26 protein-coding genes are annotated in these 25,074 nt (G+C 72.9%); 11 read left to right on the top strand and 15 right to left on the bottom strand.

Annotated features, from left to right (window positions below; genetic code table 11):
* Positions 1-156: 156 nt before the first annotated feature.
* Positions 157-1,122 (top strand): DUF5787 family protein, encoded by a 966-nt coding sequence (locus ACQUQ1_RS00340; protein ID WP_435062095.1) that lies wholly within the window; start codon positions 157-159, stop codon positions 1,120-1,122.
* Positions 1,123-1,459: 337 nt separating this feature from the next.
* The gene (locus tag ACQUQ1_RS00335; RefSeq protein WP_435062093.1) at positions 1,460-1,591 is read left to right on the top strand and encodes a hypothetical protein; all 132 of its coding nucleotides are present in this window, start codon (positions 1,460-1,462) and stop codon (positions 1,589-1,591) included.
* 40 nt (positions 1,592-1,631) lie between these two features.
* Here the strand turns inward: ACQUQ1_RS00335 and ACQUQ1_RS00330 are convergent, their stop codons facing one another.
* Entirely contained in the window at positions 1,632-1,886 is a 255-nt protein-coding gene (locus ACQUQ1_RS00330) for a HalOD1 output domain-containing protein (RefSeq protein WP_435062091.1), read from the bottom strand.
* A 502-nt stretch (positions 1,887-2,388) separates the two neighbouring features.
* Between ACQUQ1_RS00330 and ACQUQ1_RS00325 the strand changes: the two genes are divergently transcribed.
* Complete coding sequence (locus tag ACQUQ1_RS00325; protein WP_435062089.1) at positions 2,389-3,216, top strand: TrmB family transcriptional regulator; 828 nt, start codon at positions 2,389-2,391, stop codon at positions 3,214-3,216.
* Between the two features lie 4 nt (positions 3,217-3,220).
* Here ACQUQ1_RS00325 and ACQUQ1_RS00320 read toward each other — a convergent pair whose 3' ends face one another.
* The 7 genes from ACQUQ1_RS00320 to ACQUQ1_RS00290 all read right to left on the bottom strand — a co-directional run bounded on the left by ACQUQ1_RS00320 (position 3,221) and on the right by ACQUQ1_RS00290 (position 12,252).
* Positions 3,221-4,765, bottom strand: coding sequence for an aryl-sulfate sulfotransferase (locus ACQUQ1_RS00320; protein ID WP_435062087.1), 1,545 nt, complete (start codon positions 4,763-4,765; stop codon positions 3,221-3,223).
* Positions 4,762-6,144 carry a PQQ-dependent sugar dehydrogenase gene (locus ACQUQ1_RS00315; RefSeq protein ID WP_435062085.1) on the bottom strand — a complete coding sequence of 461 codons (1,383 nt, stop codon included), beginning with the start codon at positions 6,142-6,144 and terminating at the stop codon, positions 4,762-4,764. Before ACQUQ1_RS00315 ends, ACQUQ1_RS00320 begins: the two co-directional genes overlap by 4 nt.
* A 109-nt stretch (positions 6,145-6,253) precedes the next feature.
* The gene (locus tag ACQUQ1_RS00310) at positions 6,254-7,567 is read right to left on the bottom strand and encodes an ABC transporter permease (RefSeq protein ID WP_435062083.1); all 1,314 of its coding nucleotides are present in this window, start codon (positions 7,565-7,567) and stop codon (positions 6,254-6,256) included.
* Complete coding sequence (locus ACQUQ1_RS00305; RefSeq protein WP_435062081.1) at positions 7,560-8,315, bottom strand: ABC transporter ATP-binding protein; 756 nt, start codon at positions 8,313-8,315, stop codon at positions 7,560-7,562. Before ACQUQ1_RS00305 ends, ACQUQ1_RS00310 begins: the two co-directional genes overlap by 8 nt.
* Positions 8,312-9,919 (bottom strand): CARDB domain-containing protein, encoded by a 1,608-nt coding sequence (locus ACQUQ1_RS00300; RefSeq protein WP_435062079.1) that lies wholly within the window; start codon positions 9,917-9,919, stop codon positions 8,312-8,314. Before ACQUQ1_RS00300 ends, ACQUQ1_RS00305 begins: the two co-directional genes overlap by 4 nt.
* Before the next feature lie 123 nt (positions 9,920-10,042).
* On the bottom strand, positions 10,043-10,867 hold the full coding sequence (locus ACQUQ1_RS00295; protein ID WP_435062077.1) for an MBL fold metallo-hydrolase: 825 nt from the start codon (positions 10,865-10,867) through the stop codon (positions 10,043-10,045).
* An 11-nt stretch (positions 10,868-10,878) separates the two neighbouring features.
* A complete protein-coding gene (locus tag ACQUQ1_RS00290; RefSeq protein WP_435062075.1) occupies positions 10,879-12,252 on the bottom strand; it encodes an ATP-binding protein in 1,374 nt (457 codons plus the stop codon).
* 264 nt (positions 12,253-12,516) lie between these two features.
* On the opposite strand from ACQUQ1_RS00290, the gene ACQUQ1_RS00285 reads away from it, so the two are divergent.
* Both ACQUQ1_RS00285 and serS read left to right on the top strand, forming a co-directional pair.
* Positions 12,517-13,650 (top strand): thiolase family protein, encoded by a 1,134-nt coding sequence (locus ACQUQ1_RS00285; protein WP_435062073.1) that lies wholly within the window; start codon positions 12,517-12,519, stop codon positions 13,648-13,650.
* 701 nt (positions 13,651-14,351) lie between these two features.
* Positions 14,352-15,731 carry a serine--tRNA ligase gene (gene serS, locus ACQUQ1_RS00280; RefSeq protein WP_435062071.1) on the top strand — a complete coding sequence of 460 codons (1,380 nt, stop codon included), beginning with the start codon at positions 14,352-14,354 and terminating at the stop codon, positions 15,729-15,731.
* A 51-nt stretch (positions 15,732-15,782) separates the two neighbouring features.
* Here serS and ACQUQ1_RS00275 read toward each other — a convergent pair whose 3' ends face one another.
* Complete coding sequence (locus tag ACQUQ1_RS00275; protein WP_435062069.1) at positions 15,783-16,232, bottom strand: nuclear transport factor 2 family protein; 450 nt, start codon at positions 16,230-16,232, stop codon at positions 15,783-15,785.
* Between the two features lie 112 nt (positions 16,233-16,344).
* Between ACQUQ1_RS00275 and ACQUQ1_RS00270 the strand changes: the two genes are divergently transcribed.
* Complete coding sequence (locus tag ACQUQ1_RS00270) at positions 16,345-16,839, top strand: DUF367 family protein (RefSeq protein ID WP_435062067.1); 495 nt, start codon at positions 16,345-16,347, stop codon at positions 16,837-16,839.
* Positions 16,840-16,861: 22 nt separating this feature from the next.
* Here ACQUQ1_RS00270 and ACQUQ1_RS00265 read toward each other — a convergent pair whose 3' ends face one another.
* From ACQUQ1_RS00265 to hemB, 3 genes are all read right to left on the bottom strand, one after another.
* Positions 16,862-17,230: a DUF5518 domain-containing protein gene (locus tag ACQUQ1_RS00265; protein ID WP_435062065.1), complete on the bottom strand. Its 369-nt coding sequence runs from the start codon at positions 17,228-17,230 to the stop codon at positions 16,862-16,864.
* Between the two features lie 27 nt (positions 17,231-17,257).
* Positions 17,258-18,364: a hypothetical protein gene (locus ACQUQ1_RS00260; RefSeq protein WP_435062063.1), complete on the bottom strand. Its 1,107-nt coding sequence runs from the start codon at positions 18,362-18,364 to the stop codon at positions 17,258-17,260.
* Between the two features lie 338 nt (positions 18,365-18,702).
* A complete protein-coding gene (gene hemB, locus ACQUQ1_RS00255; RefSeq protein ID WP_435062061.1) occupies positions 18,703-19,713 on the bottom strand; it encodes a porphobilinogen synthase in 1,011 nt (336 codons plus the stop codon).
* A 172-nt stretch (positions 19,714-19,885) separates the two neighbouring features.
* On the opposite strand from hemB, the gene ACQUQ1_RS00250 reads away from it, so the two are divergent.
* Both ACQUQ1_RS00250 and ACQUQ1_RS00245 read left to right on the top strand, forming a co-directional pair.
* Positions 19,886-20,383, top strand: a complete 498-nt coding sequence (locus ACQUQ1_RS00250; protein WP_435062799.1) for a DedA family protein — start codon at positions 19,886-19,888, stop codon at positions 20,381-20,383.
* An 80-nt stretch (positions 20,384-20,463) separates the two neighbouring features.
* A complete protein-coding gene (locus tag ACQUQ1_RS00245) occupies positions 20,464-21,009 on the top strand; it encodes a GNAT family N-acetyltransferase (protein ID WP_435062059.1) in 546 nt (181 codons plus the stop codon).
* A gap of 54 nt (positions 21,010-21,063) precedes the next feature.
* On the opposite strand, the gene ACQUQ1_RS00240 is transcribed toward ACQUQ1_RS00245, so the two are convergent.
* Positions 21,064-21,237, bottom strand: a complete 174-nt coding sequence (locus ACQUQ1_RS00240) for a DUF6757 family protein (protein ID WP_435062057.1) — start codon at positions 21,235-21,237, stop codon at positions 21,064-21,066.
* A gap of 25 nt (positions 21,238-21,262) precedes the next feature.
* Complete coding sequence (locus ACQUQ1_RS00235; RefSeq protein ID WP_435062055.1) at positions 21,263-22,063, bottom strand: PHP domain-containing protein; 801 nt, start codon at positions 22,061-22,063, stop codon at positions 21,263-21,265.
* 199 nt (positions 22,064-22,262) lie between these two features.
* On the opposite strand from ACQUQ1_RS00235, the gene ACQUQ1_RS00230 reads away from it, so the two are divergent.
* Entirely contained in the window at positions 22,263-22,547 is a 285-nt protein-coding gene (locus ACQUQ1_RS00230; RefSeq protein WP_435062053.1) for a DUF5789 family protein, read from the top strand.
* Positions 22,548-22,650: 103 nt separating this feature from the next.
* On the opposite strand, the gene ACQUQ1_RS00225 is transcribed toward ACQUQ1_RS00230, so the two are convergent.
* Positions 22,651-23,691 carry a DUF5784 family protein gene (locus ACQUQ1_RS00225; RefSeq protein ID WP_435062051.1) on the bottom strand — a complete coding sequence of 347 codons (1,041 nt, stop codon included), beginning with the start codon at positions 23,689-23,691 and terminating at the stop codon, positions 22,651-22,653.
* Between the two features lie 148 nt (positions 23,692-23,839).
* Between ACQUQ1_RS00225 and ACQUQ1_RS00220 the strand changes: the two genes are divergently transcribed.
* Both ACQUQ1_RS00220 and ACQUQ1_RS00215 read left to right on the top strand, forming a co-directional pair.
* The gene (locus ACQUQ1_RS00220; RefSeq protein WP_435062049.1) at positions 23,840-24,745 is read left to right on the top strand and encodes an aldo/keto reductase; all 906 of its coding nucleotides are present in this window, start codon (positions 23,840-23,842) and stop codon (positions 24,743-24,745) included.
* Between the two features lie 146 nt (positions 24,746-24,891).
* The gene (locus ACQUQ1_RS00215; RefSeq protein ID WP_435062047.1) at positions 24,892-25,062 is read left to right on the top strand and encodes a DUF5786 family protein; all 171 of its coding nucleotides are present in this window, start codon (positions 24,892-24,894) and stop codon (positions 25,060-25,062) included.
* The last annotated feature ends 12 nt before the right edge of the window (positions 25,063-25,074 follow it).

The following is a 25,074-nucleotide window of genomic DNA, read 5'->3' as shown; positions in this document are numbered from 1 at the left end:
CCGACACAAAAGGCCGTCGCCGTGGGTATCAGCCACGAGAGCGCCACGGCCGTCCGTTCGCGGTGCGGTCGGGGACGGTGCGGGGTAGGGCGGGCCGGGGGCCGGGCCGTCCTCCCGGGGGCGAGCGTTTTTGCCCGTCCGGCCCCGCCGTCGGGTATGGAGTTCGCGTTCGAGCTGGCGCTGTGTGCCCGCCTCGAACGGGAGACCGACTGGGTGCTCGCGCGTCAGCTCGGCGGCGCCGTCGCCGCCCCGGGGAGCCGCGTCGTCGACGTGGTCGGCGTCGTCCCCGGCCAGTCGTTCGACGAGCGCGCCCGGATCACCGACCGGACGATCCCCCCGGCGGCCGTCGAAGCCGACGCCGGCGTCGGCGAGGCCGTCCCCGTCACCGAGGCGGTCGACGCCCGGCCAGAGCGCGCCCGCGCGGTCGCCGACGCGGCCGTCGAGTGCGGCTTCTTCGCCGAGGAGCGCCGCGGCGGGAGGCGGTACGTCCGGAAGGCGACGCGGTACCCCGACGACTGGTACGACGAACTGGTCGCCATCGAGAACAAGCCCGACCTCGGCCGGCCGGGCGACCTCCGGCGGCAACTCCGGGTCGACGTCAGCCTCGCCCTGTTCGACCGGGTCGTCCTCGCGACCGAGAGCCACGTCACCGGCGCGCACCTGAACCGCCTCCCCGAGGCGGTCGGCGTCTGGCGGTTCGACCCGGAGGCCGGCGAGCGGGAGACGGTCCGCGAGCCCGGGACGCTCGACAGCGACGGCCCCGGCGTGGAACCCCTCGCCGAGCGACCCGGCCGGACGGACGTGGCGCTCGTGGACCCCGCGGAGAAGGCGCGCAAGCGCCGACGGATCGCCGAGCGCGCATACGGGAAGGGGTGGCGAACCTACGGGTTCCCGGGCTGCGGCAACTGCGCGGCGACCGAGGACGGCCGGCCGCGCTGTGTCCACTTCGGGCGCGTCGTCGACCCCGCGAGCGAGTGCGGCGAGGCGTGCCCGGGGTGGGATCCCGCCGACCCCGCGGCCGACGCCGACGACGCCGCCGCGCTCCGGGACGAGCGGACGCCGTGGGTGCGCGACCCGCCGGGCGTGGCGCGGCGGCAGGCCGGGCTGGACCGGTTCGGGTAGCGTCGGGCGGCCGTCCCGGGCCGGGGGTGTGAGGATCGGGGTGACAGTCGTCGCGTTTGCGTTCTACGGCCGATCCCGGTATCCATGTCCCAAACTCGGGGGATCGGGTCGCGAGCCGAGGGCGAGTTCGGGATGAGCCCTGACGAACGATCGGTCCCGACCGACGTCGCGCTCCGGCCGCTCGCGGACCGCCGACGGCGCGCGCTCCCGGACCTGCTGGCCGGCGAGGTCACGGTCGAGTCGCTGGCGGCGTCCCTCGACGGGGAACTCTCACTCCCGGGACGCCGTCCGGCTCGACCTCCTGTACAACCTCCTGCCGAGGGTACGGGACGCCGGCGTGGTCGACTACGACCCCGAAACCGGCGCCGTTCGACGCGGCGCCCGCTTCGGGTCGGTCGACTCGCTCCGTCGGGCCGTCGAGCCGCACCTGAAGGGGCCGGCCGAGACGGACGGCCCCGGGGGCGTGTAACGCCGCCGCCCGTCGCCGGTCACGTGGGTCGCGAGCGCCCCTACCGTCCCGTCTCCGCCGCGGGTTCGCTCGCGACGACGGCGTCCCGGTCGACGACGACGTGAACGTCCGCGTAGCGGAACTCGACCCGGAACCGCGTTCCCCCGTCCCCGGTCAGAAGCGCCTCGAGCGCGTCGACGTCGACGGCCCGCTGCAGCGGGGGGAGGTCTCTCGGTCGCCGGCCCGAGGCGTCGGCCACCGCCTCCACGATCGTGACGCCCGGGTCGGTACCGTCCTCCCACGACCGCTCGCTCATCGGTTCCTCCCCGGCCCGTGTCGAGCCGGCGTGCGGTGTCTCCGGACGGCGTCGGTCATCCTCTCGGCTACTCTCCCCTCGATACGCATAGAACTGTTGTGATCGGCCGAACGACGAACGCGGAGCGCCGCCCCCGCCGGTCGCTGCCCGGACGCGTCGCCGTCGTCGTCGCCGTTTTCATCGTCGGAGTATATCGAGAAAACTACCCGCGAGGGGTAGTTCTCGGCGCGCGGCGACAGCGCGGTTGGGACCAGTGCTGCGGTCGCGCGCCAGGAATCCGCAGGGGTCCGCCCCATTTAGTCTTACTGTGATTAATCGAGTGAACCCCTGTTCGGAATTCAGCAGTCCGACCGGTGGCTTCCTGTCGAGTTGCGGTGCGTGTCACTCTCGGTATCACAACCGTGTGGACGCGCCAGTCGCGTCGACGGCCGACGGACCGGCGTCACGGACCTACTAAATCCCCGGGCCGTCAAGCGTGCCTGTCGCAGCGAGGTTGGGACCCATGAACGACGGTACGAATCGACGGCAGGCGGTCGAGCTGCTCCAGCAGCTCGGGCTCAAGGAGTACGAGGCCAGGTCGTTCGTCGCGCTCGCGCGGCGGCGACAGGCGACGGCCAAGGAGATCAGCGAGACCTCGGAGGTGCCCCGAACGCGCGTCTACGACGCCATCCGCGTGCTGGAGGCCGAGGGGCTCGTGGAGACGCAACACTCCAACCCGCAGGTGTTCCGGGCCGTCCCGATCGACGAGGCGGTCACGACGCTCCGGACGGAGTACGAGCGGCGGACCGAGTCGCTCCGCGCGGCGCTGGAGGGGCTCGAGCCGCCGGACGAGGGCGAGGAGACGGAGGTCACCCACGAGGTGTGGGCGCTGTCCGGGAACCAGGGGATCACGAGCAGGACCCGACAACTGATCGACGACGCCGACAGCGAGGTCATCCTCGTGATCGGCCACGAGGGGGTGGTCACGCCGGAGCTGACGGACCGGCTGGCGGCCGCGGACCAGCGCGGGGTCGACGTGCTCGTGGGCGCCGGCTCCCCGTCGCTGGCGGAGACCGTCCGCGAGTCGCTCCCCGACGTCGACGTGTTCGTCTCCGGGCTCGAGTGGCTCAGCGGCTCCGCGGTGGAGGACGACGCCACCGAGATAAGTCGCCACGTGCTGGCCGACCGCGAGGCCATCCTCGTGAGCACCTTCACCGCCGGCGACGGGGGCGGCCGCGGCCACGAGCTGGCCGTGTTCGGTCGCGGGTTCGACAACGGGCTGGTCGCCATCGTCCGCCGGCTGATGGCGACCGGCTACGGCGTCGGCGGCGACGTCGCGGAGGCGGAGTAGGCGGTCACCCGCGGCGGTCGCCGTCTCGGCGCCGTCGGCGGGTCGCGAGCGCGGTCGCGAGCGCCAGCGTCAGCGCCGCCAGCGCGACGGGGACGCCGAGGCCCGGCGTGTCGACGACCGAGGCGTCGTCCGGGACGGTCGTCCACTCGCGCGTCCCCGTGCCGTCGCCGTCCGCGTCGCCGCCGCCGGTGTCGTCGCCGCCGCCGCTCGTCGCCGTCGCGGTCCCCGCGTCGTCGAGGTCGCCGCCGTCGCCCCACAGCTCGTCGTCGGGGACGAGGCGGTCGCGCTCGACGTCCAGGAGGTACTCGTAACACGACTCGATGCGCTCGGCGTCGTAGCCGGCGCCGCCGGTCATCGTCTGGTCGCCCTCGCCGCCGACCTGGCGCATCGTCGGGCCCTCGGAGCCGGGATCGGTGCCGACGCGCTCGGCGTCGTACGGCTGCCACGGCGTGTAGAACTCCCAGACTACCTCGCCGCGGGGCGTCACCTCCAGCACGCGGTGGCCCCGGCGGTCGGTGACGAGCGTGTTGCCGTTCGGCAGGCGGTCCGCGTCGCGTGGCTCTTGGAGGCCGCCGCCCGAGAGCGTCCACGTGCGCTCCCAGTCCCCGTCGGCGGTGCGGGCGTACTCGACGACGCGGTCGTTCTCCGAGTCCGCGACGAGGACGGTCGGCGTGCCGTTCTCGCCCCGGATGAAGTCGGGGTTGTGCTGCTCGTTGAGGACGTCGTAGTTATCGTCCTCGCCGAGCGTCCACTTCACCTCCTTCGTGTCGCGGTCGATGGCGACGACCTGGTCGAAGTTCCGCACCGACACCATGAGGGTGCCGTTCCCGATGGGGTCGACGTCGTTCACGTGCGTCCAGTCCTCGCCGTAGGGGCCGCCGCCGTCGCGCGGGAAGCGGTCGGTGTGCTCGCCGAAGCGCCACTGCCAGACGATCTCCCCCGACTCGTCGAAGATGACGACCCGGTTGCGCTCGTCGCCCTTGTCGACGGTGACGAACTCGCCGTCGCCGAGGTAGTCGACGTCGTGGGCGTCCTCGACGTTCTCCAGGCGGGTGACCTCGGTGGTCTCGCCGGTCGCGGGGTCGATCCGCTCGACGACGGAGATGCCGGGCTCGGTCGTCGCCATCAGCAGCTCCCCGTTCGGGAGCGGGTCCACGTCGTAGGACCACCAGCGGCCGTCGGCGGTGTCGTTGTGGACGCCGTGGACCGAGCCGTTCGGCGCGACGCCGACCAGCAGCGCCGCGGTCTTGCCGCCGCCGCGGGCGCCCTGGATCGACACGAGCGTCGTCGTCTCCGGCCGCTGCTCGACCGTGCCGACGCAGGGGTTGAGCCCGTCCGACTGCGCGGCCGGGGCGCCGGGGACACCCGCGCCGGCGCCGGAGCCGGCGGCGTGGGGGCCGGCCGCGACGCCCGGCGCGTGTGCGCCCGGCCCCGTCGCCGCGGCGACCGCGGGCGCGACGCCCGCGAGCGCGACCAGAACGGCCGCGACGAGCGCTGCGGCGGATCGGCTCGCGATCCGGCCTCCGAGAGAGGACCCCTCGCCGCTCATTCGCTCGCCTCCAGCCGGACCAGCACGTCGTGGTTCTCCTTCGGGAACGCCTCCGAGGAGCGGCCGTCCCGGTTCGAGGTGATCACGTACAGCTCCCCGTCGGTCCCCTGCTCGACGTGGCGGATCCGTCCGAGCACGTCCGTCAGCATCGTGTGGGCGGTGACGGTGTAGGCGTCGTCGAGCCAGCCGGCGTCGAAGCGGCGGCCGTTCTCGCCCAGCGGCGGGAGGTCCGCCTCCGGCGGGGACAGCGTCGCCACGATCAGCTGCTGGCTCCGCAGGCCGCCGATCACCATGCGGTTCGACCACGACGGCACCGCGTCGCCCGTGTAGAACAGCGACCCCGTCGGCGCCCAGGTCGAAGTCCGTGTGTTCGCCAGCGGCCGGCGCACGTCGCTGTCCTCGCCCAGCGACTCGTACTCCTCGGCGGTACGAACGTCGGGCCAGCCGTAGTTCCCGCCGGGGACGAGGCGGTTGATCTCGTCGCGGCCGGCCGGGCCGTGTTCGTTCACGACCGGCGTGCCGTCGGGGAGCCAGACGAGCCCCTGGGGGTTGCGGTGGCCGTAGGTGAACACGCGCGGGTCGCCGCCGTCGACGTCGGGGTTGTCGGGCGCGGCCTCCCCGTTGACGGTTACCCGCAGCACCGACCCCGGGAGTTCGCCCGGATCGGCCGCCAGCGACTCCTCGCCGGCGTCGCCGGTGGTGATCCACAGGTACCCGCGGGGCCCGAACGCGATCCGGCCGCCGTTGTGGAAGTTGTTGGCGGCCATGTCGCCGACGACGACCCGCTCGGTCGCGGCGGGGTCGTCCGCCGAGAGGTCGAACCGCGAGACGCGGTTCGCCCGCCCGCCGTCGGTCTTCGCGGTGTAGTAGACGTACAGCACCTCCACGTCCGGGTAGTCGGGGTGGACCGCGACGCCGAGGGTGCCGCCCTCGCCGCCCTCGACCCACCACTGCATCTCCTGGGGCTCGCTGTCGACCGACCCGGCGTCGATGGCGTCGTCGGGGGCGAACACGGTGTCGAGGTCGCCGTTCGCGAAGCGGCTCACCCGGCCGACGCGCTCGGTGACGAACAGGTCGCCGTTGGCGGCGATCGACACGTCCCACGGCACTTCGAGGTTCTCCACGAGGACCGTCCGCTCCACGTCGGTCGTCGGGGCGTCGGTCGGCGCCGTCCACTCCTCGGGCGTGAACGAGGACTCCGGCTCGGGAACGGGCGTCGGCTCCGGCGTCGGCGTGTCGGGTGTCGTCGCGGCGCCGGAGCCGCCCCCGACGCCGTCGCCGTCGGGCGATCGGGCGGAGGGAGGCGAGTCGCTACAGCCGGCGAACAGCGCCGCGCCCGCGGCGGCGAGCGTCCGGCGGCGGGACCAGTCGTTCGACATGCACGGTGGAAGCCGGCACGTCCGCAAGTGTCTTCGGGTCCGCCCCCGCCCCGCGTCCGACGGGCGTCGTCCGATCCCGGGGAACCCCTCGGGCGACTGGGGACGCGGCTCACCCCCGGAGCGACTCCACCGGCGGCTCCCACGCCGCCCGGTACGCCGGGTACAGCCCGCCGACGAGCGCGACGGCCGCGCCGAAGGCGAACGCCCCCAGCGCCACGAGCGCGTTCGTCGGAACCAACACGGCGTCCAGCGGCAGGTCCGTGTTGAGCGCGACGAGGACCACGGCGACCGTCCCGAGGACGACCCCGACGGCGCCGCCGCCGACGCCGAGCAGCGTCGCCTCGACGAGCAGGGTGCGCAGCACCTGCGCGCGGTGGATGCCGACCGCCCGGAGCACGCCGATCTCCCCGCGGCGCTCGGAGACGGTCATCAGCATGACGTTGAAGATGGACACGCCCGCGACGACCAGCGAGACGCCCGCGACCGCCAGCAGGAAGCCGTTGAGCAGCGCGAAGAACTCCGAGATCTGCGAGAGGACGCTCGTCAGCGAGAACACCGACACCCGCCGCTCGCGCGCGTTCAGCCGCTCGCGCACCTCGCCCGCGACCGCCTCGGCGTCGCGGCCGGAGTCGGCCTGCACGACCACCTGCGAGTAGCCGCTCTCGGCGAACTCGTCGGGCGGGAGCACGACCGCCGAGTCCGCCCGCAGGGGCGTGATGCTCGACTGCTCGGGCAGGACGGCCACGACGCGGTAGGTGTTCGACTCGACCGTGACCGTCGAGCCGACCCGGAGGTCGAGCGCGCCGGCCACGTCGGCGCCCACGAGCGCGCCCTGGCGGTGGTAGTCGGGCACGCCCGGCGCCTCGCCGAACAGCGCCGCGGGGTTCGTCGTCCCGTACACCTGGGCCGCCGTCCGTCCGCCGCCGCCGCTGACGGTCGCGCCCGCGGACTTCAGCCGGATCACCTCCCCGCGTCCCGCCGCGGCGCGCTCGACGGCGCGCAGGTCGCGGCTGTTGAGCGTCTCCTCGCCGGTCTCGGCGGCCGGGCTGACGATCACCTGGTTCCCGAGGCCGCCCAGTTCGTCGGTCGCGGCCGTCTGGAGCGCGGTGCCGAGCATGCCCAGCGAGACGACCGCGAACACGCCGATGACGATGCCCAGCGCCGCCAGCCCGGCGCGCAGGCGCTGTCTGGAGAGGTTGCGCGCCGCCAGCGACGCCGCCGGGAAGCGCCGGCCGAGCGCGTCGCCGGCGCGGGCGACCCGGATCGCGACCGGGTCCGGCACCGCGGCGGCCGCCCGCCCCTCGACCGCGGCGGCGACGCCGCCGACGGTCCCGCGGAGCCGGCTTCCGATCCGGCCGAGCGCCCGGGCCAGGCGGGCGAGGAGACCCCCGGCCCCGTCGCGTCGCCCGCGGCCGTCAGGCATCGCGGAGCACCCCGTCGACGAGTTCCACGGTGCGGTCGGCGTACTCGCGCACGAGGTCGTCGTGGGTGACGGCGACGACGCCGACGCCGCCGGCGGCGATGCCGCGGACCTCCTCCAGCACGGCGACGCCGGTGTCGCGGTCGAGGTTGCCCGTGGGCTCGTCCGCCAGCAGCACGTCCGGCTCGTTGATCAGCGAGCGGGCGACGGCGACGCGCTGTTTCTGTCCGCCCGACAGCTCGTCCGGGGTGTGGCCCAGGCGGTCGCCGAGGCCGACGCGGGTGAGCAGGTCGCGGGCGCGGTCGGTGGAGTCGTCCGGGAGGAACGCCGTCGGCAGGCGGACGTTCTCGACGGCCGACAGCGTCGGGATGAGGTGGAAGTCCTGGAAGACGAACCCGACCGTCTCGCGGCGCACGTCGGTGCGCTCGCGCTCGGAGCGGCCCGCCACCGGCGAGCCGTGCAGTTCGACCCGGCCCTCGGTGGGGTCGTCGAGCAGGCCCAGCAGGTTGAGCATCGTCGACTTGCCCGACCCCGAGGGACCGATCACGGCGACGACCTCGCCCGGCTCGACCGCGAAGTCGACGTGCGAGAGCGCGGTGACGGTGCCGCCGCCGCCCTCGTAGCGCTTGGTCGCGTCGACGAGGCGCAGCGGGGGGGTCGAGGCGTCGACCGGGGTCGTCTCCGCGCCGTCGCGTCCGGCGGCCCCGGCCGCGGCCGCGTCGGCCGCGTTCGCGGACGCGTCGCCGCTCATGCGTACCGTCGGGCGAGCAGCCCGATGGCCGCGGGGATCGCCAGCCCGACCGCCAGCAGGACGCCCCCGAGCGCGCCGAAGCCGCCGAACGCGCCGACCGGCCGGCCGGCGTCGCGGTCCTCGGCTGGCAGGGGTACCTCGATCACCTCGGTGACGCGGTCGCCGCCGGTCGTGTACGACACCGCGACCGGCACGGTCGAGGCGTTCGCGGCGTCGACGCTCGCGGTCACCTCGAACGGGGCGAACTCGCTGGCGCCGACGCTGCCGACGAAGTAGCTCCGCTGGGGGTACGCCGGACGGGAGAACTCGGCGTCGGCGGCGCCGACGACGACGCCGGACACCTCGCCGTCGCCGACGTTGCCGAGGTTGCCCTCGATCCTGACGGCCCCGTCCTCGCCGACGCTGACGTTCAGGCCGGTCAGTTCCACGGCGCCGCGTTCGGGGCGGAAGTCGTAGGCTGCGGCCGCCTCGCGGCGCTCGCCGGCGAGGTCGTACTCGGCGACGAAGCGGAGGTCGCCGGCGGTCTCCACGTCGGAGAGGTCGACGGTGACGGTCGCCGACTCGCCCGGCGCGAGGGCGTCGGCGACCGCGACGCGCCCGACCTCCCCGACGACGGTGCCGTTGGCGCCCCGCGGGACGAGCACGACGCGCTCGACGGCGGCGTTCCCGAAGTTCGTCACGGTCACGTCGACGCGCGAGCGGTCGGCCTCCCCCTCGCTCCCGTCGCCGGTGGACGGCTGGAGCGCCCCGCCGGCCCCGCCGCCGATGAGGCCGGCGAGGCCGGCCGCCCCGCCGCCGGCGCCCGCGGCCGCGCCGTCGGCGCCGGCGCTCGCGCGGGAGACGCGCACGCCGACGTCGGCCGACAGGTCCTCGACGGTCACGGCGCGCTCGTGGGTGACCGTCGCCCGGGTTCCCGCGGCGGTGGTGTAGTCGACGCGGACGCGGAACGCCCGGTCGCCCGCCCCGTCGGGCCGGACCGAGAAGTTGAGTTGCCGAGTCCCCCCCGCCGCCAGCGTCGCCACCGTCCGGCGGACCCGTTCGCCGTCCGTCGGGTCGGTCACGGTCACGGTGAGGTCCCGGAGGGCGGCGGTCGTCGGGTTCGACAGCGTCACGTCGACCCGCGAGTCGGCGCCGGCGACGGCGTCGGGCGCGTCGAGTTCGACCAGGGGCGCCCCCTGCTCGACGACGAGCGAGAGGGGCCGGCCGGCGGTCGCCGTCTCGTCGTCGGCGTCCGAAACCGTCGCGACGACCGAGAGGTCGTAGGCGCCAGGGTCGTCGACGACGAGCGTGACCGGCACCGTGAGCGTCTCCCCGGGCGAGAGCGTCCCGAGGCCGGTCGCCTCCGCGAGGGTCGTGCCGTTCGCGGCGACGACGGCGACGCGGTCGAGGTCGGCGGCGGAGGCGCTGCCGCCCGAGAGGCGGACCGTCGCCTCGACGGTGACCGGGGCGCCCGCGGTCGGGGTGGCGGGCGAGACGGTCGCGTCGGTCACCGCGACGCGGGCGTCCGGCACCGCGCCGGCGAGGCCGACGAACGGGACGAGTACCGATATCGCGAGGAGGGCGGCGGCGGCGACCGCGGCCGCTCCGGTCGAACGGTCGTTCAAGTTAGCCCGGTTAGGTGTCGGAGCCGCAAATACCTTCGCCGGCGCAGAGCGGGCCGGTGCGGGTCGGACCGGCGCGACACGGGACGGTACGGGGCGGGTCGCGGCGACCGCCCCGGGCCCACACTACAGCTCGTACGTCTCGCCGTCGACCGCCAGCGGCTCGGCGAACGCCTCCTCCGCCGGGTAGTAGTGCGCGAGGTGGACCAGCCGGGTCTCGGCGGCGTCGAGGTCGTCGGCGAACGCCAGCGCCCCCTCGCGGGTCATGTGCTTCGTGCCGAAGGTGTACGGGGTGCCGTCGGGAGCCTCGTCCTTCCCGCCGAGCGGGTGGTACTCGCAGAAGCGCGCCGGGACGATGCCGTCCGCCAGCAGGAGGTCGGGGTCCGAGAGCGCCTCGCGCGAGTCGGCGGGCACGTCGTAGCTGGTGTCGCCCGACAGCGACAGTCGCGCGCCCGTCTCGGGGTCCTCGACGCACAGCCCGTAGCAGACCAGCGGCGGGTGGTCGACCGGGACCAGCGTCACGTCGAGGCCGCACGTCCGGACGGGCTCGAACGGGGTCGCGTCGCGGACGGTCACCCGGTCGAGGTAGTCGTACTTCGAGCGGACCGTGTCGGCGACCGACTCGCCCGTGACGGGGTCGACCTCGTCGGCGGCGTACACCGGGAGGTCGTCGAACAGGCGGTAGGCGTTGCCGAGGCCGTCGAGGTGGTCGAAGTGGATGTGGCTGATCACGACGGCGTCCGGGAGCGGGACGTCGTGCGCGAGGAACTGCTGGCGGAAGTCCGGCGAGGCGTCGATCAGCAGCGACTCGCCCGTGCGCCCGTTCTCGACGTGGACCGAGAAGCGGGAGCGCTCGATCCCCCGAGCGCGCGCCTCCTCGCAGGTGTCGCAGTCGCACCCGACCGTGGGGGTGCCGGTGGTGTCGCCCGTGCCGAGGAGAGTGACGCGCATTCGACGGCGGCTCAGTGCTCGTGGTCGGAGTGGTCGTGGTCGTGACCGGCGCCGCCGTCGCCGAGCACCTCCGCGCCCTCGCCGTCGATCATGTCCATGTTCTTGAGGTTGTCGCGCTCCTCGAAGTCCCGGACGGCGTCCATGATGTCCGCCTGGGTGATCTCCATGCGCTCCTCGGTGAGCGCCTCCAGCACGGCCTCCCGGAGCACGAGTCGGAGGTCGCTGCCGGTGAGCCCCTCGGTGCGGTCGGCGACCTCCTCGGGGTCGAACTCGGCGATCTCCATCTGGCGGGTGATGACCCGGAGGATGTCCGCGCGCATCTGCCGGTCGGGCTTGGGGAAGTTGACGATCTCGTCGAAGCGGCGCCAGGCGGCGGCGTCGAGCTGGTCCGGGTGGTTCGTCGCCGAGATGAGCAGCACCTCGTCACGCACCAGCGACACCTCGTCGATGCTCTTGAGTAGGGTGTTGACGGCGCGCTTGAGCGCGGCGTGCTCGTCGGACTTGCGCGTCTTGGCGACGGAGTCGAACTCGTCGATGAACAGGATACACGGCGCGAGGCGCTTGGCCACCTCGAACGTCTTCTCGACGTTCTTGGCGGTCTCGCCGAGGTACTGGCTCGTCACCATCGACAGCTTCACCTCGACGAACGGGAGCCCGAGTTCGTGCGCGAGCGCGCGGGCGGCGGTCGTCTTCCCGGTGCCCGGCGGGCCCACGAACAGGAGCTTGCCGATCTCGCGCAGGCCGATGTCGGCGAGGTACTGGCGGTGCTCGATCGCCTTCATCAGCTTGCGGATCTCGCCCTCCTGGTCCGCCGTGAGCACCAGGTCCCGGAGGGTCATCTCGATCTCCTCGGGCGCCTTCACCGTGACGAGGTCGAGCATCTCGGCGTCCTCCTCCTCGTCGAAGTACTCGCCCAGCAGCGCGTCGATCCACACGCGGTCGGCGCGGACGGGGCGGTTCTCGTCGCGGGCCTCCTCGTGGGAGACGGAGAAGTCGCCGTCGTGGTCGACCTCGGGGTCGGCGACGATCGCCGCGAGCACGGGGTTCTCGCGGAGGTCCTCGTCGTCGATCCGGTCGAGGAGCCACTCGACGGCCATCTCGGGCTGCGAGAGCGACACCTCCCCGGAGAACTCCTTGCGCTGGGTGAACAGGAGATCGGAGATTGCCTCCCAGGGGCGCTCGACGCCCGTGGCTGTCTTGGCAGTCGATTCGGTCACGTGGAGCGGGCGCTCCACGCCGCCCGGCCCGGTCTCGTCCTCGGGCGATTCGCTCCAGAAGACACGGCGGTACCGCGGCGGCAGGTCGTCGGCGTCGAGGTCGCGGTCCTCGTTGTAGCGGTGGACGGTCACGAGAAGCTCGACCACGTCCTCTGCCGGGTCACTCATCCCCCAGGGATTGCCGGCGGAGGCTGTTAAGCGCGTCGAAGCGACGGACGCCGCGGGCGTCCGGCACGCACCGTCGCCGGCTCGCGGGTCGTCCCTCCCCGCTCGCAACGAGGTCTCACTCCGGTCGACCTCCCCTCGCTCACGGCTCCCTCCGGTCGCCGTTCGCGTTTTCGAGGCCTCACTCCGTTCGGCCTCGCATCCAACCCGTCGAAACGGGGGCGGGGTTCTCCCGGATTTATCAGGATAGACCGCCGACACGGATCCATGGCAACACCCGTCATCGCGGCCGCGTACCGCACCCCGTTCGGGAAGCAGGACGGCGTCTTCGCCGACACCCGAAGCGAGGACCTCTCGGTCGCGCTGATCGACCACATCCTCGACGAGCACGGCCTCGCCGCCGACGACGTGGACGACCTCATGTGGGGGGTCGCCCAGCAGCGCGGCGAGCAGGACAACAACGTCGCCCGCGTCATCGCGCTCCTCTCGGAGCTGGGGGAGGGCACGCCCGCGACGACGATCAACCGCTGGTGCGCCTCCTCGATGCAGGCGGTCATCTCGGCGAGCGACGCCGTCGCCGCCGGGAACAGGGAGTGCATCGTCGCCGGCGGCGTCGAGTCCATGTCGCGGGTGCCGATGGACGGCGACTCCTACCAGCACCTCCACCCGGAGCTGTCGGAGATGTACAACGTCTTCCAGCTCCAGATGGGGATGACCGCCGAGAAGGTCGCAGACGAGTACGGGGTCTCCCGCGAGGCGCAGGACGAGTTCGCCGTCCGCTCGCATCGCCGGGCCGCGGAGGCGACCGAGTCGGGCCGGTTCGACGACGAGATCGTCCCGATCGAGACGGACGAGGGCGTCGTCACCGAGGACGAGGGGATCCGTCCGGACACGGACGTGGAGACGCTCGCGGGGCTGCCGCCGGCGTTCACCGGCGACGGGACGGTGACGGCGGGCAACTCCTCGCAGATCACCGACGGCGCGGCGGCGACGCTCGTCTGCTCGCGGGAGTTCGCCGACGAGCACGGACTGGACGTGCTCGCGGAGGTCGGCACGAACCACGTCGCCGGCGTCGACCCGACGGTGATGGGGATCGGCCCGGTGCCGGCCACGCGGGGGCTGCTGGAGCGTGCGGGCGCCGACATCGACGACTACGGGCTGGTCGAGGTGAACGAGGCGTTCGCCTCCCAGTGCGAGTACGCCCGGCGCGAGTTGGGCGTCGACGAGGACAGCTACAACGTCAACGGCGGCGCGATCGCCATCGGCCACCCGCTCGGGGCGTCGGGCGCTCGGCTGCCGGTGACGCTGATCCACGAGATGATCAAGCGGGACGTCGACCGCGGGCTGGCGTCGCTGTGCGTCGGCTTCGGCCAGGGCGCGGCGATCGAGTTCAGTCGGTAGATCCGCAGTTCAGTCTGCGGTTTTCAGTGGGTGTCTTCACGTTCGAGCGACATGTGTCGACCGGACGAACACGTCCGCCGCACAGTTCCCGAAAGCCCCCGTGGCGCTCGGGTCGGGGGCCTCGCTGCGCTCCTCGTCACTCACTCCGTTCGCTCCTGCGGTGCTTGCATCGGCCGCCTTCCCCGAGCGCCACGGCCCCTTTCAGTCCCACCCACGCCTCTCCCTCCCCAACCGCCTGCGGTGCTCGCTCGGCCTCCGGCCTCGCTGTGCTCCTCGTCCCTCGCGCGGTCGGCGGGCACGCAGGCCCGCCGACGCGCGCCGCAGCAGGCGATCGCGGTTCGCACACACCGGGCAGACAGGTTCGACACTCGGCCCGTCCGACCTCAGGGTGGGACTGAAAGGGGCCGCATCGCTGGGCGAAGCCCGACGACGTAAGCACCACAGCGAGCGGAGCGAGGTCGAACGAAGTGAGACCTCGTTGCGAGCGGTGAACGGAGTGAACCGTGAGCGAAGCGAGCGAGGAGCGCAGCGAGTCGCGCGAGTCCAGCGATGCGGGGGCTTTCGGGAACTGTGTCCACGCCACGCGGTAGCCGTCCCGGTGGCATAGGACGCGAACACGCAAACCACAGCACCGAACCACCTACCGAATCGCTCACACAGACCCGACACGGTTTAGGCGGGACCGCCGGAATCCCCACCAAATGATCTCGAGGCAGTACCTCCGCGAACACCCCGAGGAGGTTCGCGAGGGGATCGAGAACAAGGGGGTCGACGTCGACCTCGACCGGATTCTCGAACTCGACGAGGAGTGGCGCGAGCTGAAGGGCCGCGGCGACACGCTCCGCCACGAGCGCAACGAGGTCTCGTCGGAGATCGGCCGGCTGAAACAGGAGGGCAAGGAGGAGGAGGCCCAGGCGGCCATCGAGAGGAGCCAGGAGCTCAAGGCGGAGCTACAGGAGATCGAGGAGCGCGCCGACGAGCTGGAGGAGGAACTCCACGAGGCGATGCTGCACGTGCCGCAGCTCCCCGACGACGACGTGCCCGTCGGCGAGGACGAGTCGGAGAACGTCGAGCGGCGCCGCGAGGGGTTCGACGACCTGCGCGACCTCCCCGAGGAGGTGATCCCTCACTACGACCTGGGCGAGGACCTGGACATCCTGGACTTCGACCGCGGGGCGAAGGTGTCGGGCGGCGGCTTCTACTTCGCGAAGGGCGAGGGCGCGATGCTGGAGCACGCGCTCATCCAGTTCTTCCTGGAGGTCCACCGCGAGCAGGGGTACGACGACGTCTTCCCGCCGATCCCCGTGAACTCGAAGGCGATGGAGGGGACCGGTCAGTTCCCCAAGTTCGTCGAGGACGCCTACCGCGTCGGCGACGAGAACACCGACGAGATCCACGACGACGACCTCTGGCTCCTGCCGACGGCGGAGGTACCGGTGACGAACATGTACCGCGACGAGATCCTGCTCGACGACGACCTCCCGATCAAACACCAGGCGTACTCGCCGAACTTCCGGCGCGAGGCGGGCGAGCACGGCACCGAGACGCGGGGCATCGTCCGCGTCCACCAGTTCAACAAGGTGGAGCTGGTCAACTTCGTCCGCCCCGAGAACAGCGAGGAGCGCCTCCACGACCTGCTCGCGGAGGCCGAGGAGGTCCTGAAGCGCCTGGACCTCCCCTACCGCATCCTGGAGATGTGTACCGGCGATCTGGGGTTCACACAGGCGAAGAAGTACGACATCGAGGTGTGGGCCCCCGGCGACGACATGGAGGACGGGCCCGAACAGGGCGGCCGCTGGCTGGAGGTGTCGTCGGTGTCGAACTTCCGGGACTTCCAGGCGCGCCGGGCCGGGTTGCGCTTCCGCCCGGAACGCCACGAGTCGGCCGAGTACCTCCACACGCTCAACGGCTCGGGCGTGGCGATCCCGCGTGTCGTCGTGGCGATCCTCGAGTACTACCAGAACGACGACGGCACCGTCGACGTGCCCGAACCCCTCCGGCCGTACATGGGCGGCCGGGAGGTCATCGAGGGCGGCGAGAAGGTCGGCGAGAGCGCCCTCGGCGCCGGCGAGAAGGAGTAGTCCGACGGCGGCCCGAGCCCCGCCGGATCCCGCGTCCCGCGCCGTTCCGGATCAGTTCGTGTACGTCGTGAGGCGGACGACGAGACCCGCGGCGTCGCCGTCGGCCCCGCTCCCGGCGTCGGCCTCCGTGTCGCTCTCGATCGCTCCCGCGAACGCGAACACGTCCACGAAGCCGAACAGTTCCTCGCCGTCGTCGCCGATCAGTCGCCCGCGGACGGCGACTCCGGGGAGCGCGTCGCCGTCGGGGTCGGCGCCGTCACGTGCCGCGTCGCCGTCGGGGTCGGCGCCCTCCCCGGACGCGACGTACACCGCGTCGACCGCGTGCTCGGTGTCCGTCCGGGGGCGCCCCTCGCGCATGAACCGGACGAACCGCTCGCGGCCCGACAGCGTCCGGTCGGGTCGGTCGTGGACGAACTCGGGCGCGAGCAGGTCGGCGAGCGCGTCGTAGTCGCCGTCGTCGATGGCGCGGTAGTACGCCCGCGCGGTCGCCTCCGAGGTCACGGATCGCAGGCGGTCCCCGACGCGCTTGAATCGGTCGGCCGGGGGACGCCACGCCGTCCCGCTCCGCTCCCGCTCCGGGGCGCTTATTCGCCCGCGCCGCCTCCCGCCCGACGTGGACCTGCACGTCCGGTACGAGGGCGACGACGACCCCAACAAGTGCACGGCCCGGAAGCTCGCGCGCTTCGACCTCGCGGAGCTCCACCGCTCGGACGCGGCCACGCCGTACGGCGTCGTGCTCAACCCCCACGCCGAACGGGCGCTGTCGCCGGCCGACCGCGACGTGGGGGAGACGCTCGTCGCGCTCGACTGCTCGTGGGAGTCGGCCGGCGAGGCGATGTTCTCGCTTCCGGGCGAGCACCGCGCGCTCCCGTACCTCGTCGCCGCCAACCCCGTGAACTTCGGCCGGCCGATGCAGCTGACGACCGTCGAGGCGTTCGCCGCCGCCCTCCGCATCCTCGGCGACCCCGAGCAGGCCGAGGCGGTCCTGGCGAAGTTCACGTGGGGGGAGACGTTCCTCGAACTCAACGAGGAACCCCTCCGTCGCTACAGCGAGTGCGCCGACTCCTCGGAGGTCGTCGCGATCCAGCGGGAGTACCTCGACCGGTAGGAGCGGAGCGCGCCCGCTCGGGTCAGTCCTCGGCGAGCAGCGCGCCGACCGCGCCGGCGACGGCCGACTCCAGGGCGAACAGCACGGTGAGTACGACCCCGAGGACGAGCACCCCCGCGCCCCCGAGGAGGCCGCCGAGCGGGCCACCCCCGATCAGGCCGAACACGCCGCCCAACAGCGCGAACAGCAGGGTGTAGGCGACGCCCGTCACCGACCCCGCGAGCAGGCCGTGGTACGCGCCGCTCGCGAGGCCGCCCCCGGCGAGGTACCCCGCGACGGCGCCCCCGAGCAGCCCCGCGCCGACCTGGCCGACGACCGGGATCGCCGTCCCGAACGCCGCGACGACGAGGAAGACCGCCGCTCCCCACGCGACCGCGCGCCAGTCAGTCACGCCCGGGTGGTGGACGGAGCCGGATATCTACTTTGTGGCGTCGTCGTCGCCGTCGCCGTCGCGCTCGAACGCCTCGGCGCCATCGACGAACCGCCCGCCGCGTCCGTCCTCGCCGTCCTCCCGCTCGCCGTCGTCGGGATCCGCGTCGCCGTCCGCGTCGTCGGCCGTGCCCTCGGGACCCGCGTCGCCCGGGCCGTCGCCGCCCTGCACGGCGTACTCCTGGAGGTCCGCGGCCTCGACGTCGCCGGCGAGCAGGTCGTCGGGGCCGATGTCCGCGAGGCCGTCCGGGTCCGGGTCGGGATCCGAGTTCGGGTCGTCGGGGTCGTCCGGATCCGCGTCCGGTTCGGCCTCCTCGCCGCCCCCGGACCGGGTCCCGGCCTCCTGCTCCGCCACGGCGTTCGCCTCCGCCTCCGCTTCGGCCTCCGCCTCCCGCGCGGCCGCCAGCTGGTCGGTCGTCGGCACGAACAGGCGGTCGGTCTCGGGGTCGTACGGCCCGTCGGGCACCTCCCCGCGCGCCTCCGCGCGGAGGCCGTCGGCCGCCTCCGGCGCCGGGTCGGGCGCCTGCTCGGCGTTCCGGCGGACCCGGTCGGCGCTGACGCCCCGGACGCGGGCCCACTCGTCGGGGTCGGCGCCCGCGAGCGTGACCGCCCACGCGTCCAGCGCGGCCGCCGGCGACGACCCGGACTCCAGCAGGCCGACCAGCGAGCGCAGGGCGCGCGTCTCGGCCTCGCGCCACCACCCGGGCTTCTCGACGTAGACCGGGTAGAAGAACGGCGTGTCGCTCGCGTCCGCCAGGTCGCGGGGGAACGAGACGGTCCGGTCGTGAACCTCCTGGAAGACGGTCATGTTGACGGCGGCGACCGCCGCGAGCAGGTCGGGGTCCATCTCGTAGCCGGCGGCCTCCAGTTCCGAGCGCAGGTCGGCGAAGGCGAACGCGAACCACGCCGAGGAGGCGTCGTCGGTCAGCAGGTGGTTCGGGCTGTCGTCCTCGCGGGCGCGGCGGTACTGCTCGACGACGCGGTCCCGGACCGCGTCGTGGAGGACGCGCAGGCCGATGCGGACGTCCTCGGCCGAGAAGTCCGTGCGCTCGGCGACCTCCTCGATGTAGGCGTCGGGAACCGCCGGGCGGTGCATGGGAGGTGGGTGTTCGGTGGGAGGTAAAACGGTTCGTGTTCTCGCGATCAGTTCGCTCTGTCGTTGTGAACAGCACCACTGGGCCGACGCTGTCGACTATCGCGAAAGCCCCCGGCGCTCTCGTGGACTGCGACTCGCTGCGCTCCTCGGTCGCCTCGCTTCGCTCGGCTCCCTGCGGTGCTTGCGTCGTCTCGTCGCACGAGAGCGCCGGCCCCTTTCAGTCCCACCTGACGGTCGGACGGGCGTCGTCGCGACGGCGGTTTTTCGGAGTCTTCCCGTCACGGACACCCGCGCGTGCCGCCGCGGGGTGTCGGGCGTTGCGGGCCGCCGGAAGTCCTTCAGAGGCGGTCGGCGATGTCCTCGGCGAAGTACGTGAGGATCAGGTCCGCGCCGGCGCGCTTCATCGACAGCAGGGACTCGTAGGCCGTCTCCTCCAGGTCGAGCCACCCGCGGTCGGCGGCCGCGTGCAGCATCGCGTACTCGCCGGAGACGTTGTACGCGGCGACCGGGAGGTCGAACCCCTCGCGCACGTCGCGGACGATATCGAGGTACGGCAGGCCGGGCTTGACCATCAGCACGTCCGCGCCCTCCTCGACGTCGAGGCGGGCCTCCTGCAGCGCCTCCCGGCGGTTCGCCGGGTCCATCTGGTAGTGGCGGCGGTCGCCGAAGGCGGGCGCGCCGTCGGCGGCGTCGCGGAACGGCCCGTAGAAGGCGGACTCGTACTTGACCGCGTAGCTCATGACGGGCACCGACTCGAAGCCCGCCCCGTCCAACCCCTCGCGGATGGCGCCGACCATCCCGTCGGTCATCGAGGAGGGCGCGACCATGTCCGCGCCGGCCTCGGCGTGCGAGACCGCCGTCCGTTCGAGGAGGTCCAGCGTCTCGTCGTTCCTCACCGTCAGCGTGGGGTCCTCGGCGGCGTCTTCCTCGATGACGCCGCAGTGGCCGTGGTCGGTGTACTCACAGAGGCACACGTCGGTGACGACGTAGGCGTCCGTCTCGGCGGCGATCCGGCGGACCGCGCGCTGGACGACGCCGTCCTCGGCGTACGCGCGGGAGCCGACCTCGTCTTTCGACTCGGGGATGCCGAACACCATCACCGCCCCCACGCCAGTCGCCAGCACCTCCTCGACGCGGTCGACCGCCTCCGCGACGGGGACGCGCTCGTGGCCGGGCATCGACTCGATGGCGACGCGCTCGTCGGTCGTCGCGTCGACGAACACCGGCGCGATCAGGTCCGCGGCCGAGACGTCCGTCTCGGAGACGAGCGGTCGGACGCCGTCCGTGCGGAGGCGCCGCGGGCGGCGCGATCCGCGGCGCGCGCCCCGCGGTCGGTCGGTGGGGTTCATGCGCGTGTCTCGGCCCGGACGGGAGGTAAAGCCCGCGCTCGCGGCGAGAGGCTGCGACGGGAGGCGCCGGCGGCGACACCGACGCTCCCCCCGGGGGCGGGATGACACAAGCCATATATCGGGAGCCGGGCAATCCGCTCCCGTGACGCCCCCGCCCCTCCAGGTCGGCGCGATGCCCCCGTGGCTGGAGTCGATGCTGACCTCGGAGTACGCCTACCTCGCGCTGTTCGTCGTCTTCGTGCTGGAGGGGGCGATGCTGATGTACTTCATGCCGAGCGAGCTGATCGTCCCCGGGTCGCTGATCCTGTTCGGCCATTCGCCCGACACCGTCCTCCTCGTGGTCGGCATCGCGGTGCTGGGCGCCACCGTCGGCCAGGTCGCGCTGTTCACCGTCGCCCAGCGCGGCGGCCGCGAGTGGCTGCTTCGCAAGCGGTGGTTCCGCGTGAGCGAGGAGAGCCTCGACCGCTTCGACGGCTGGTTCGAGCGCTGGGGACCGGTCGTCGTCCCCGTCTCGAACGCCCTGCTGTTCACCCGCGGGATGCTCACCGTCCCGGCGGGGCTGGCCGGCATGGACCGCCGGCGGTTCGTCGTGCTGTCGGCATTGGGTACCCTGATATTCGAGTCGGCGCTGGCCGGCCTGTACGTGTTCGGCGTCGACCTGCTGTGGTGACCGCCGTCGCGACCGGACCTCCGTGCCGACGGTTCGCACGCCGACGCGGGACTTTTGAGCCGCCCCCGAGACGGCCGGGTATGCCCGGTCCCGTCTTCCTCGCCGGCGAGCGCGTCGCGCTCCGGACCGTCGAGGCCGAGGACGAGCCGTTCCTCCACGAGCACCGCAACCGCGCGTCCTACCGCGACCCGCTCGGGGAGTTCGAGCCGCTGACGGCGGAGGACGTCGCCGAGTACCGCGAGGAGGTCGTCCGCGGCGACGAGGGCGTCACCCTCCTGATCTGCGTCGACGGCGACCCGGTCGGGCTGTGTTTCCTGTTCCGCGAGGACGCCCGCCGCGGCGTCGCCGAGGTCGGCTACTGGCTCGTCCCCGACGCCGAGGGGAACGGCTACGCGACTGAGGCTGCCGGCCTCCTGTGCGACTACGCCTTCGACGAGCGGGGGCTCCACCGACTCACCGCGCGGGTGTACGAGGGGAACGACGCGTCGAGCGCGGTGCTCGGCCGCCTCGGCTTCGTCGAGGAGGGTCGGCTCCGCGAGGACGCGGTCCGCGACGGCGACCGCCGCGACACGCTCCGCTACGGGCTGCTGGCGCGCGAGCGGGACGGGGACGGCGAGGGCGGGTGAGCGGGAACCGCGGGGAGCGAGTCCGCGGGCGGGCGGGGACCGGGGCCGGCCGGGTTACGACTCGCGGTCGGTCTGGGTCACGTCGACCTTCTCCCGGAGCGCCTCGAGCCCCTCGCTCTCGGCGAGCTCCTCGACGCGGTCGCGGAAGTGCGACTCGCAGAGGCCGACCGTGACGGCGTCGCGCTCGGCGGCGAAGGCCGCCTCGCGGTCGCAGTAGTGGCACTGCATACCCGAAGGTGGCGCTCGGCCGTACTTAAGCCCGCGCCTCCGGCAACCGCGCGCGGACCGCCGCCCACCGCTCGGCGTCGAGGCCGGCGAGCCCCAGCTCCTCGCCGTGGGCGTCGCTCCCGCCGGTGAGTAGCAGGTCGTGTTCGGCCGCCAGCGACTCCACCCGCCCGGGGTCGTCGGCGACCGACGCCGCGTACGGGTAGAAGCGCTCGACCGCGTCGAGGTCGTGATCGACACACAGCGCCAGCGCGGCCTCGGGGTCGCCGTAGCGGAACGGGTGCGCCAGGCCGACGAGCGCGCAGGCGTCGCGCAGGAGGGCCACCCCGCGCTCGACGGGGGTCACGTCCCGCGGCACGTAGCAGGGGCCGTCGTCGCCGATCAGGTGCGCGAAGGCGCCCTCGTAGTCGTAGTCGGCGTCGCTCTCGTCGATCGCGCGGGCGACGTGCGGGCGCCCGAGCCCCTCGCGCGGTTCGACTCCCAGGTCGACGCCGAGCTCCGCCTCGACGTTCTCGACGATGCGGCGGCCGCGCTCGATGCGGTTCTCCTGCAGGCGCTCGCACTCGTCGCGGAGGGCGGGGTCGTCGCCGACGCCGTAGCCGAGGAGGTCGACGCGCTCGCCCCCGGTCTCCACGCGGAGCTCGATGCCGCGGACGACCCTCACGCCGTCGCGGTCGGCCACCGGCGCGTCCAGATCGGGGTGGATCCGGTCGTGGTCGGTGACGGCGACCGCCTCGATGCCGGCCCGCCGCGCCGTCGCGACCAGCGAGTCGAGCGTGAACGTCCCGTCCGAGACGGTCGTGTGCGCGTGGAGGTCCGCGACTACCATTGCCGGATCGGGGACTCGCCGGGGCCAAGGCGGTTCCGGTCGGCCGGCGGTCGCCGCGGGCGGTCCAGGGGGTCGCCCCCGGCCACGGGTCGCGGTCCCGCCCGGGATCGAATGTCATTAAGGTGCGTTAAGGACTACCCGACCGACCAAGGTCGTACATGGACAATCGTTACATACCCGGGCGGCGACGGATCGGTCGATGCGCCTGAACGGCACGGAAGACGAGCTATCCGCCCACGAGTACCCCGCCACGAGCGGCGAACTCATCGACGCGTACGGCGACACCCGTATCGAACTGCAGGACGGGAGCGAGACGCTCGGCGCGGTACTCGGCCGCCTCGGGTCGGAGACGTTCCACTCCGCCGACGACGTCTGGATGACCCTCCGCGGCGGCGTCGGCCACGAGGCGGTCGGCCGGCGCTTCTACAGCGACCGCGACGCGCCGGCCGTCGGCGAGGACGGCCCCGACCCCGTCTCGTTCTGAGCCCGGCGCGCCGCGACGGGTCGCCCCCGTCGCCCGCGGCCGCCGACGTGTCCGCCCCGGGACGCCGGCGCAGTCACCGCCCGGGGAGTCCGCCCGTCGGGACTCAAACCCATTCCAGCGCCGCGTCCAGTTCCAGGGGCACGCTCCCCTTCCGGTAGGCCTCCGTCCGGCCGTCGGGGCGCGATCGGAACACGACCGCCGGGCGGTGCCCCACGTCGGGGCGCTCGCCGCGCACGGCGAACCAGTCGTCGTCGGGGAACGACGAGCAGTCGACGAACAGCGTGACGCCGCCGCCGTGGGCCTCCAACTGCCCCCGCGTCTTCGTCTCGACGGTGTCGCGCACGGCCGCCGACGGGGTCCCCGCCGAGCGCCGGTTCGGCGCGACCGGGCGGGTCACCTCGACGAGCGTCGAGGTGCCGTCGTCGTCGGTCGCGCGGAAGTCGATGACGTGGTCGGTCGTCACCTCGATCTCCGGCTGGATGTCGTAGCCGGCGTGCACCAGCAGGCGCGCCACGTCGAACTCGCCCATCGTCGCGGTCATGCGGGTGAGGTCCATGTACTCCGAGGTGCCGAGCTTGCTCGCCATCTCCTCGCGCTCGTCGTCCATGACGCCGGTCGCGAGGAACTGCTCGTAGAAGCCCAGCGCCTCGAAGCGGTCGGCGTCGGGGAAGCCGGCGGCGTGCTCGCGGAAGAACTCGCGGGTCGTCTCCGCGCCGTCCTTCGAGCAGAGGACGGGGAGGAAGTACCACGCGAGGTGCGGGAAGTCCTCGAGCCACGGCTCGTCCTCGTAGAGGACCGCCAGCAGTTCGCGCTCGGCCCACCGGGTGACCCCGAACGGGACCCGGTCGAACCCGTACTTCTCGGTCTTCCACAGCGCGGAGGGCGTCTCGGTGTTGCCGAGCCAGTAGCCGCCGGCGCCGCCGGCGACGCCGTCCGGTCCCTCGCCGTCGTCGGTCCAGCAGAACAGCGCGAGGCTGCCGTCATCCATGTCGAACCGGCGGGCCTCGTAGCCGGCGGGCGGGGCGAACCAGGGGGCGCCGGCGGTCGCCCCGAGGTTGTCGTCCAGCGGCCCGAGGAGGTCGTCGCGGACGCGGCCCTCCGACCAGTTCCCGGGGGCGTACCTGAAGCGAAGCGGGCGTGCCACGGTCGATATGGTCGGCGGCCGCGTTTCAACCCACCGCTCCCCGCGCGGGGGGAGGCGGCTGGACGCGGAACGTGGCCGTAGAGGGGTAGAGCCCGGTGATATACGGGCCATAACAATCAACTAATCAGCTATCTCACACGTATCGACGATGAGTACGGACGTCATTCACGAGCGGACGGAACGCGACGACACGCCGCTGCCCCCGGTCGGGTTCGGGACGTATCGGATGGGCGGGTACGAGTGCTACAACGCCGTTCGGCGCGCACTCGACGCCGGGTACAGGCACATCGACACCGCGATGGCGTACGAGAACGAGGCCGTCGTGGGTCGCGCGCTCGAGGCCTCGGACGTCGACCGGGACGACGTCTTCCTGACGACGAAGGTGAAGGGATACCCGGAGCTGCTCGAGTACGACCGGCTGATCGAGGCCGCCGAGGGGTGTCTCGACAGGCTGGGGGTCGACCGCGTTGACCTCCTCCTCGTCCACTGGTGGAACCCCGTGTCGGACATGGAGGAGGTCTTCGCCGCCATGGACCGGCTCGTGGCCGAGGGGGCGGTCGACCACGTCGGCGTGAGCAACTTCTCGGCCGACCAGCTCCGCCGCGCGATGGCGGCCGCCGACGAACCGATCCTGACGAACCAGGTCGAGTACCACCCGTACTGGGCCGACGAGGAGCTGCTGTCGTTCTGCCGCGCGAACGACGTGACGCTCACCGCCTACAGCCCGCTGGCGGAGGGCCGGGTCGTGAACGACGAGACGCTCGCGGCCATCGGCGCGCGGTACGGGAAGTCGCCCGCGCAGGTGGCGATCCGGTGGCTGACCCAGCAGGACGGGGTTGTCACGATCCCGAAGACCGTCACTCCCGAACGCATGCGGGAGAACCTCGACGTGTTCGACTTCTCCCTCTCGGACCGCGAGATGGACCGGATCGCCGACCTCGAGGGCCCGCTGTGGTACCGGGCCAACCTCCCCGGGGGGCCCGTCCACCGCCTTCGGGGCCACCTCGGGGAACTGCTCCCGAACACCGTCGTGAACCGCGTCGCCGGGGACTGACCCGCTCGGCCGGCGAACGGAGTCCGCGTGGGGGGGACGGCCCCCACGCCGTGTGGCTTCGTCTTGTCGTCCGTCCGCCGACGGATAGCTGCGTCGCGTGTGAACTTGCCCCACTATTTATAGTGCAGTACCCGAATGTGGTACCTATGGGCATGGGAAACTTCGACGAGGACGAGCACGAGCGCCGTGAGGCGAAGACGCGTGTCGACGGCGACTTCTCCGAGGCCCGCAGCGAGTACCGCGGCCGGATCACGTACGACTCCGGCGAGTCCGCCGAGGCGCTGCTGGACCAGTTCCGGTCGATGAAGGAGGACTGACGCCTCGACGGA

This window comes from Halobaculum sp. EA56 (genome assembly GCF_051195075.1).
Lineage (GTDB): Archaea > Halobacteriota > Halobacteria > Halobacteriales > Haloferacaceae > Halobaculum.
Note: the sequence above shows the minus strand (reverse complement) of the source record. Positions and strands in the feature narration are given on the sequence as shown.

Bases quoted from the DNA above. Each gene is read 5' to 3' on its own strand.
- ACQUQ1_RS00340 (WP_435062095.1), top strand. From the start codon at position 157: ATGGAGTTCGCGTTCGAGCTGGCGCTGTGTGCCCGCCTCGAACGGGAG.
- ACQUQ1_RS00330 (WP_435062091.1), bottom strand. From the start codon at position 1,886: ATGAGCGAGCGGTCGTGGGAGGACGGTACCGACCCGGGCGTCACGATC.
- ACQUQ1_RS00325 (WP_435062089.1), top strand. From the start codon at position 2,389: ATGAACGACGGTACGAATCGACGGCAGGCGGTCGAGCTGCTCCAGCAG.
- ACQUQ1_RS00320 (WP_435062087.1), bottom strand. From the start codon at position 4,765: ATGAGCGGCGAGGGGTCCTCTCTCGGAGGCCGGATCGCGAGCCGATCC.
- ACQUQ1_RS00315 (WP_435062085.1), bottom strand. From the start codon at position 6,144: ATGTCGAACGACTGGTCCCGCCGCCGGACGCTCGCCGCCGCGGGCGCG.
- ACQUQ1_RS00310 (WP_435062083.1), bottom strand. From the start codon at position 7,567: ATGCCTGACGGCCGCGGGCGACGCGACGGGGCCGGGGGTCTCCTCGCC.
- ACQUQ1_RS00305 (WP_435062081.1), bottom strand. From the start codon at position 8,315: ATGAGCGGCGACGCGTCCGCGAACGCGGCCGACGCGGCCGCGGCCGGG.
- ACQUQ1_RS00295 (WP_435062077.1), bottom strand. From the start codon at position 10,867: ATGCGCGTCACTCTCCTCGGCACGGGCGACACCACCGGCACCCCCACG.
- ACQUQ1_RS00290 (WP_435062075.1), bottom strand. From the start codon at position 12,252: ATGAGTGACCCGGCAGAGGACGTGGTCGAGCTTCTCGTGACCGTCCAC.
- ACQUQ1_RS00285 (WP_435062073.1), top strand. From the start codon at position 12,517: ATGGCAACACCCGTCATCGCGGCCGCGTACCGCACCCCGTTCGGGAAG.
- serS (WP_435062071.1), top strand. From the start codon at position 14,352: ATGATCTCGAGGCAGTACCTCCGCGAACACCCCGAGGAGGTTCGCGAG.
- ACQUQ1_RS00260 (WP_435062063.1), bottom strand. From the start codon at position 18,364: ATGCACCGCCCGGCGGTTCCCGACGCCTACATCGAGGAGGTCGCCGAG.
- hemB (WP_435062061.1), bottom strand. From the start codon at position 19,713: ATGAACCCCACCGACCGACCGCGGGGCGCGCGCCGCGGATCGCGCCGC.
- ACQUQ1_RS00250 (WP_435062799.1), top strand. From the start codon at position 19,886: ATGCCCCCGTGGCTGGAGTCGATGCTGACCTCGGAGTACGCCTACCTC.
- ACQUQ1_RS00245 (WP_435062059.1), top strand. From the start codon at position 20,464: ATGCCCGGTCCCGTCTTCCTCGCCGGCGAGCGCGTCGCGCTCCGGACC.
- ACQUQ1_RS00240 (WP_435062057.1), bottom strand. From the start codon at position 21,237: ATGCAGTGCCACTACTGCGACCGCGAGGCGGCCTTCGCCGCCGAGCGC.
- ACQUQ1_RS00235 (WP_435062055.1), bottom strand. From the start codon at position 22,063: ATGGTAGTCGCGGACCTCCACGCGCACACGACCGTCTCGGACGGGACG.
- ACQUQ1_RS00230 (WP_435062053.1), top strand. From the start codon at position 22,263: ATGCGCCTGAACGGCACGGAAGACGAGCTATCCGCCCACGAGTACCCC.
- ACQUQ1_RS00220 (WP_435062049.1), top strand. From the start codon at position 23,840: ATGAGTACGGACGTCATTCACGAGCGGACGGAACGCGACGACACGCCG.
- ACQUQ1_RS00215 (WP_435062047.1), top strand. From the start codon at position 24,892: ATGGGCATGGGAAACTTCGACGAGGACGAGCACGAGCGCCGTGAGGCG.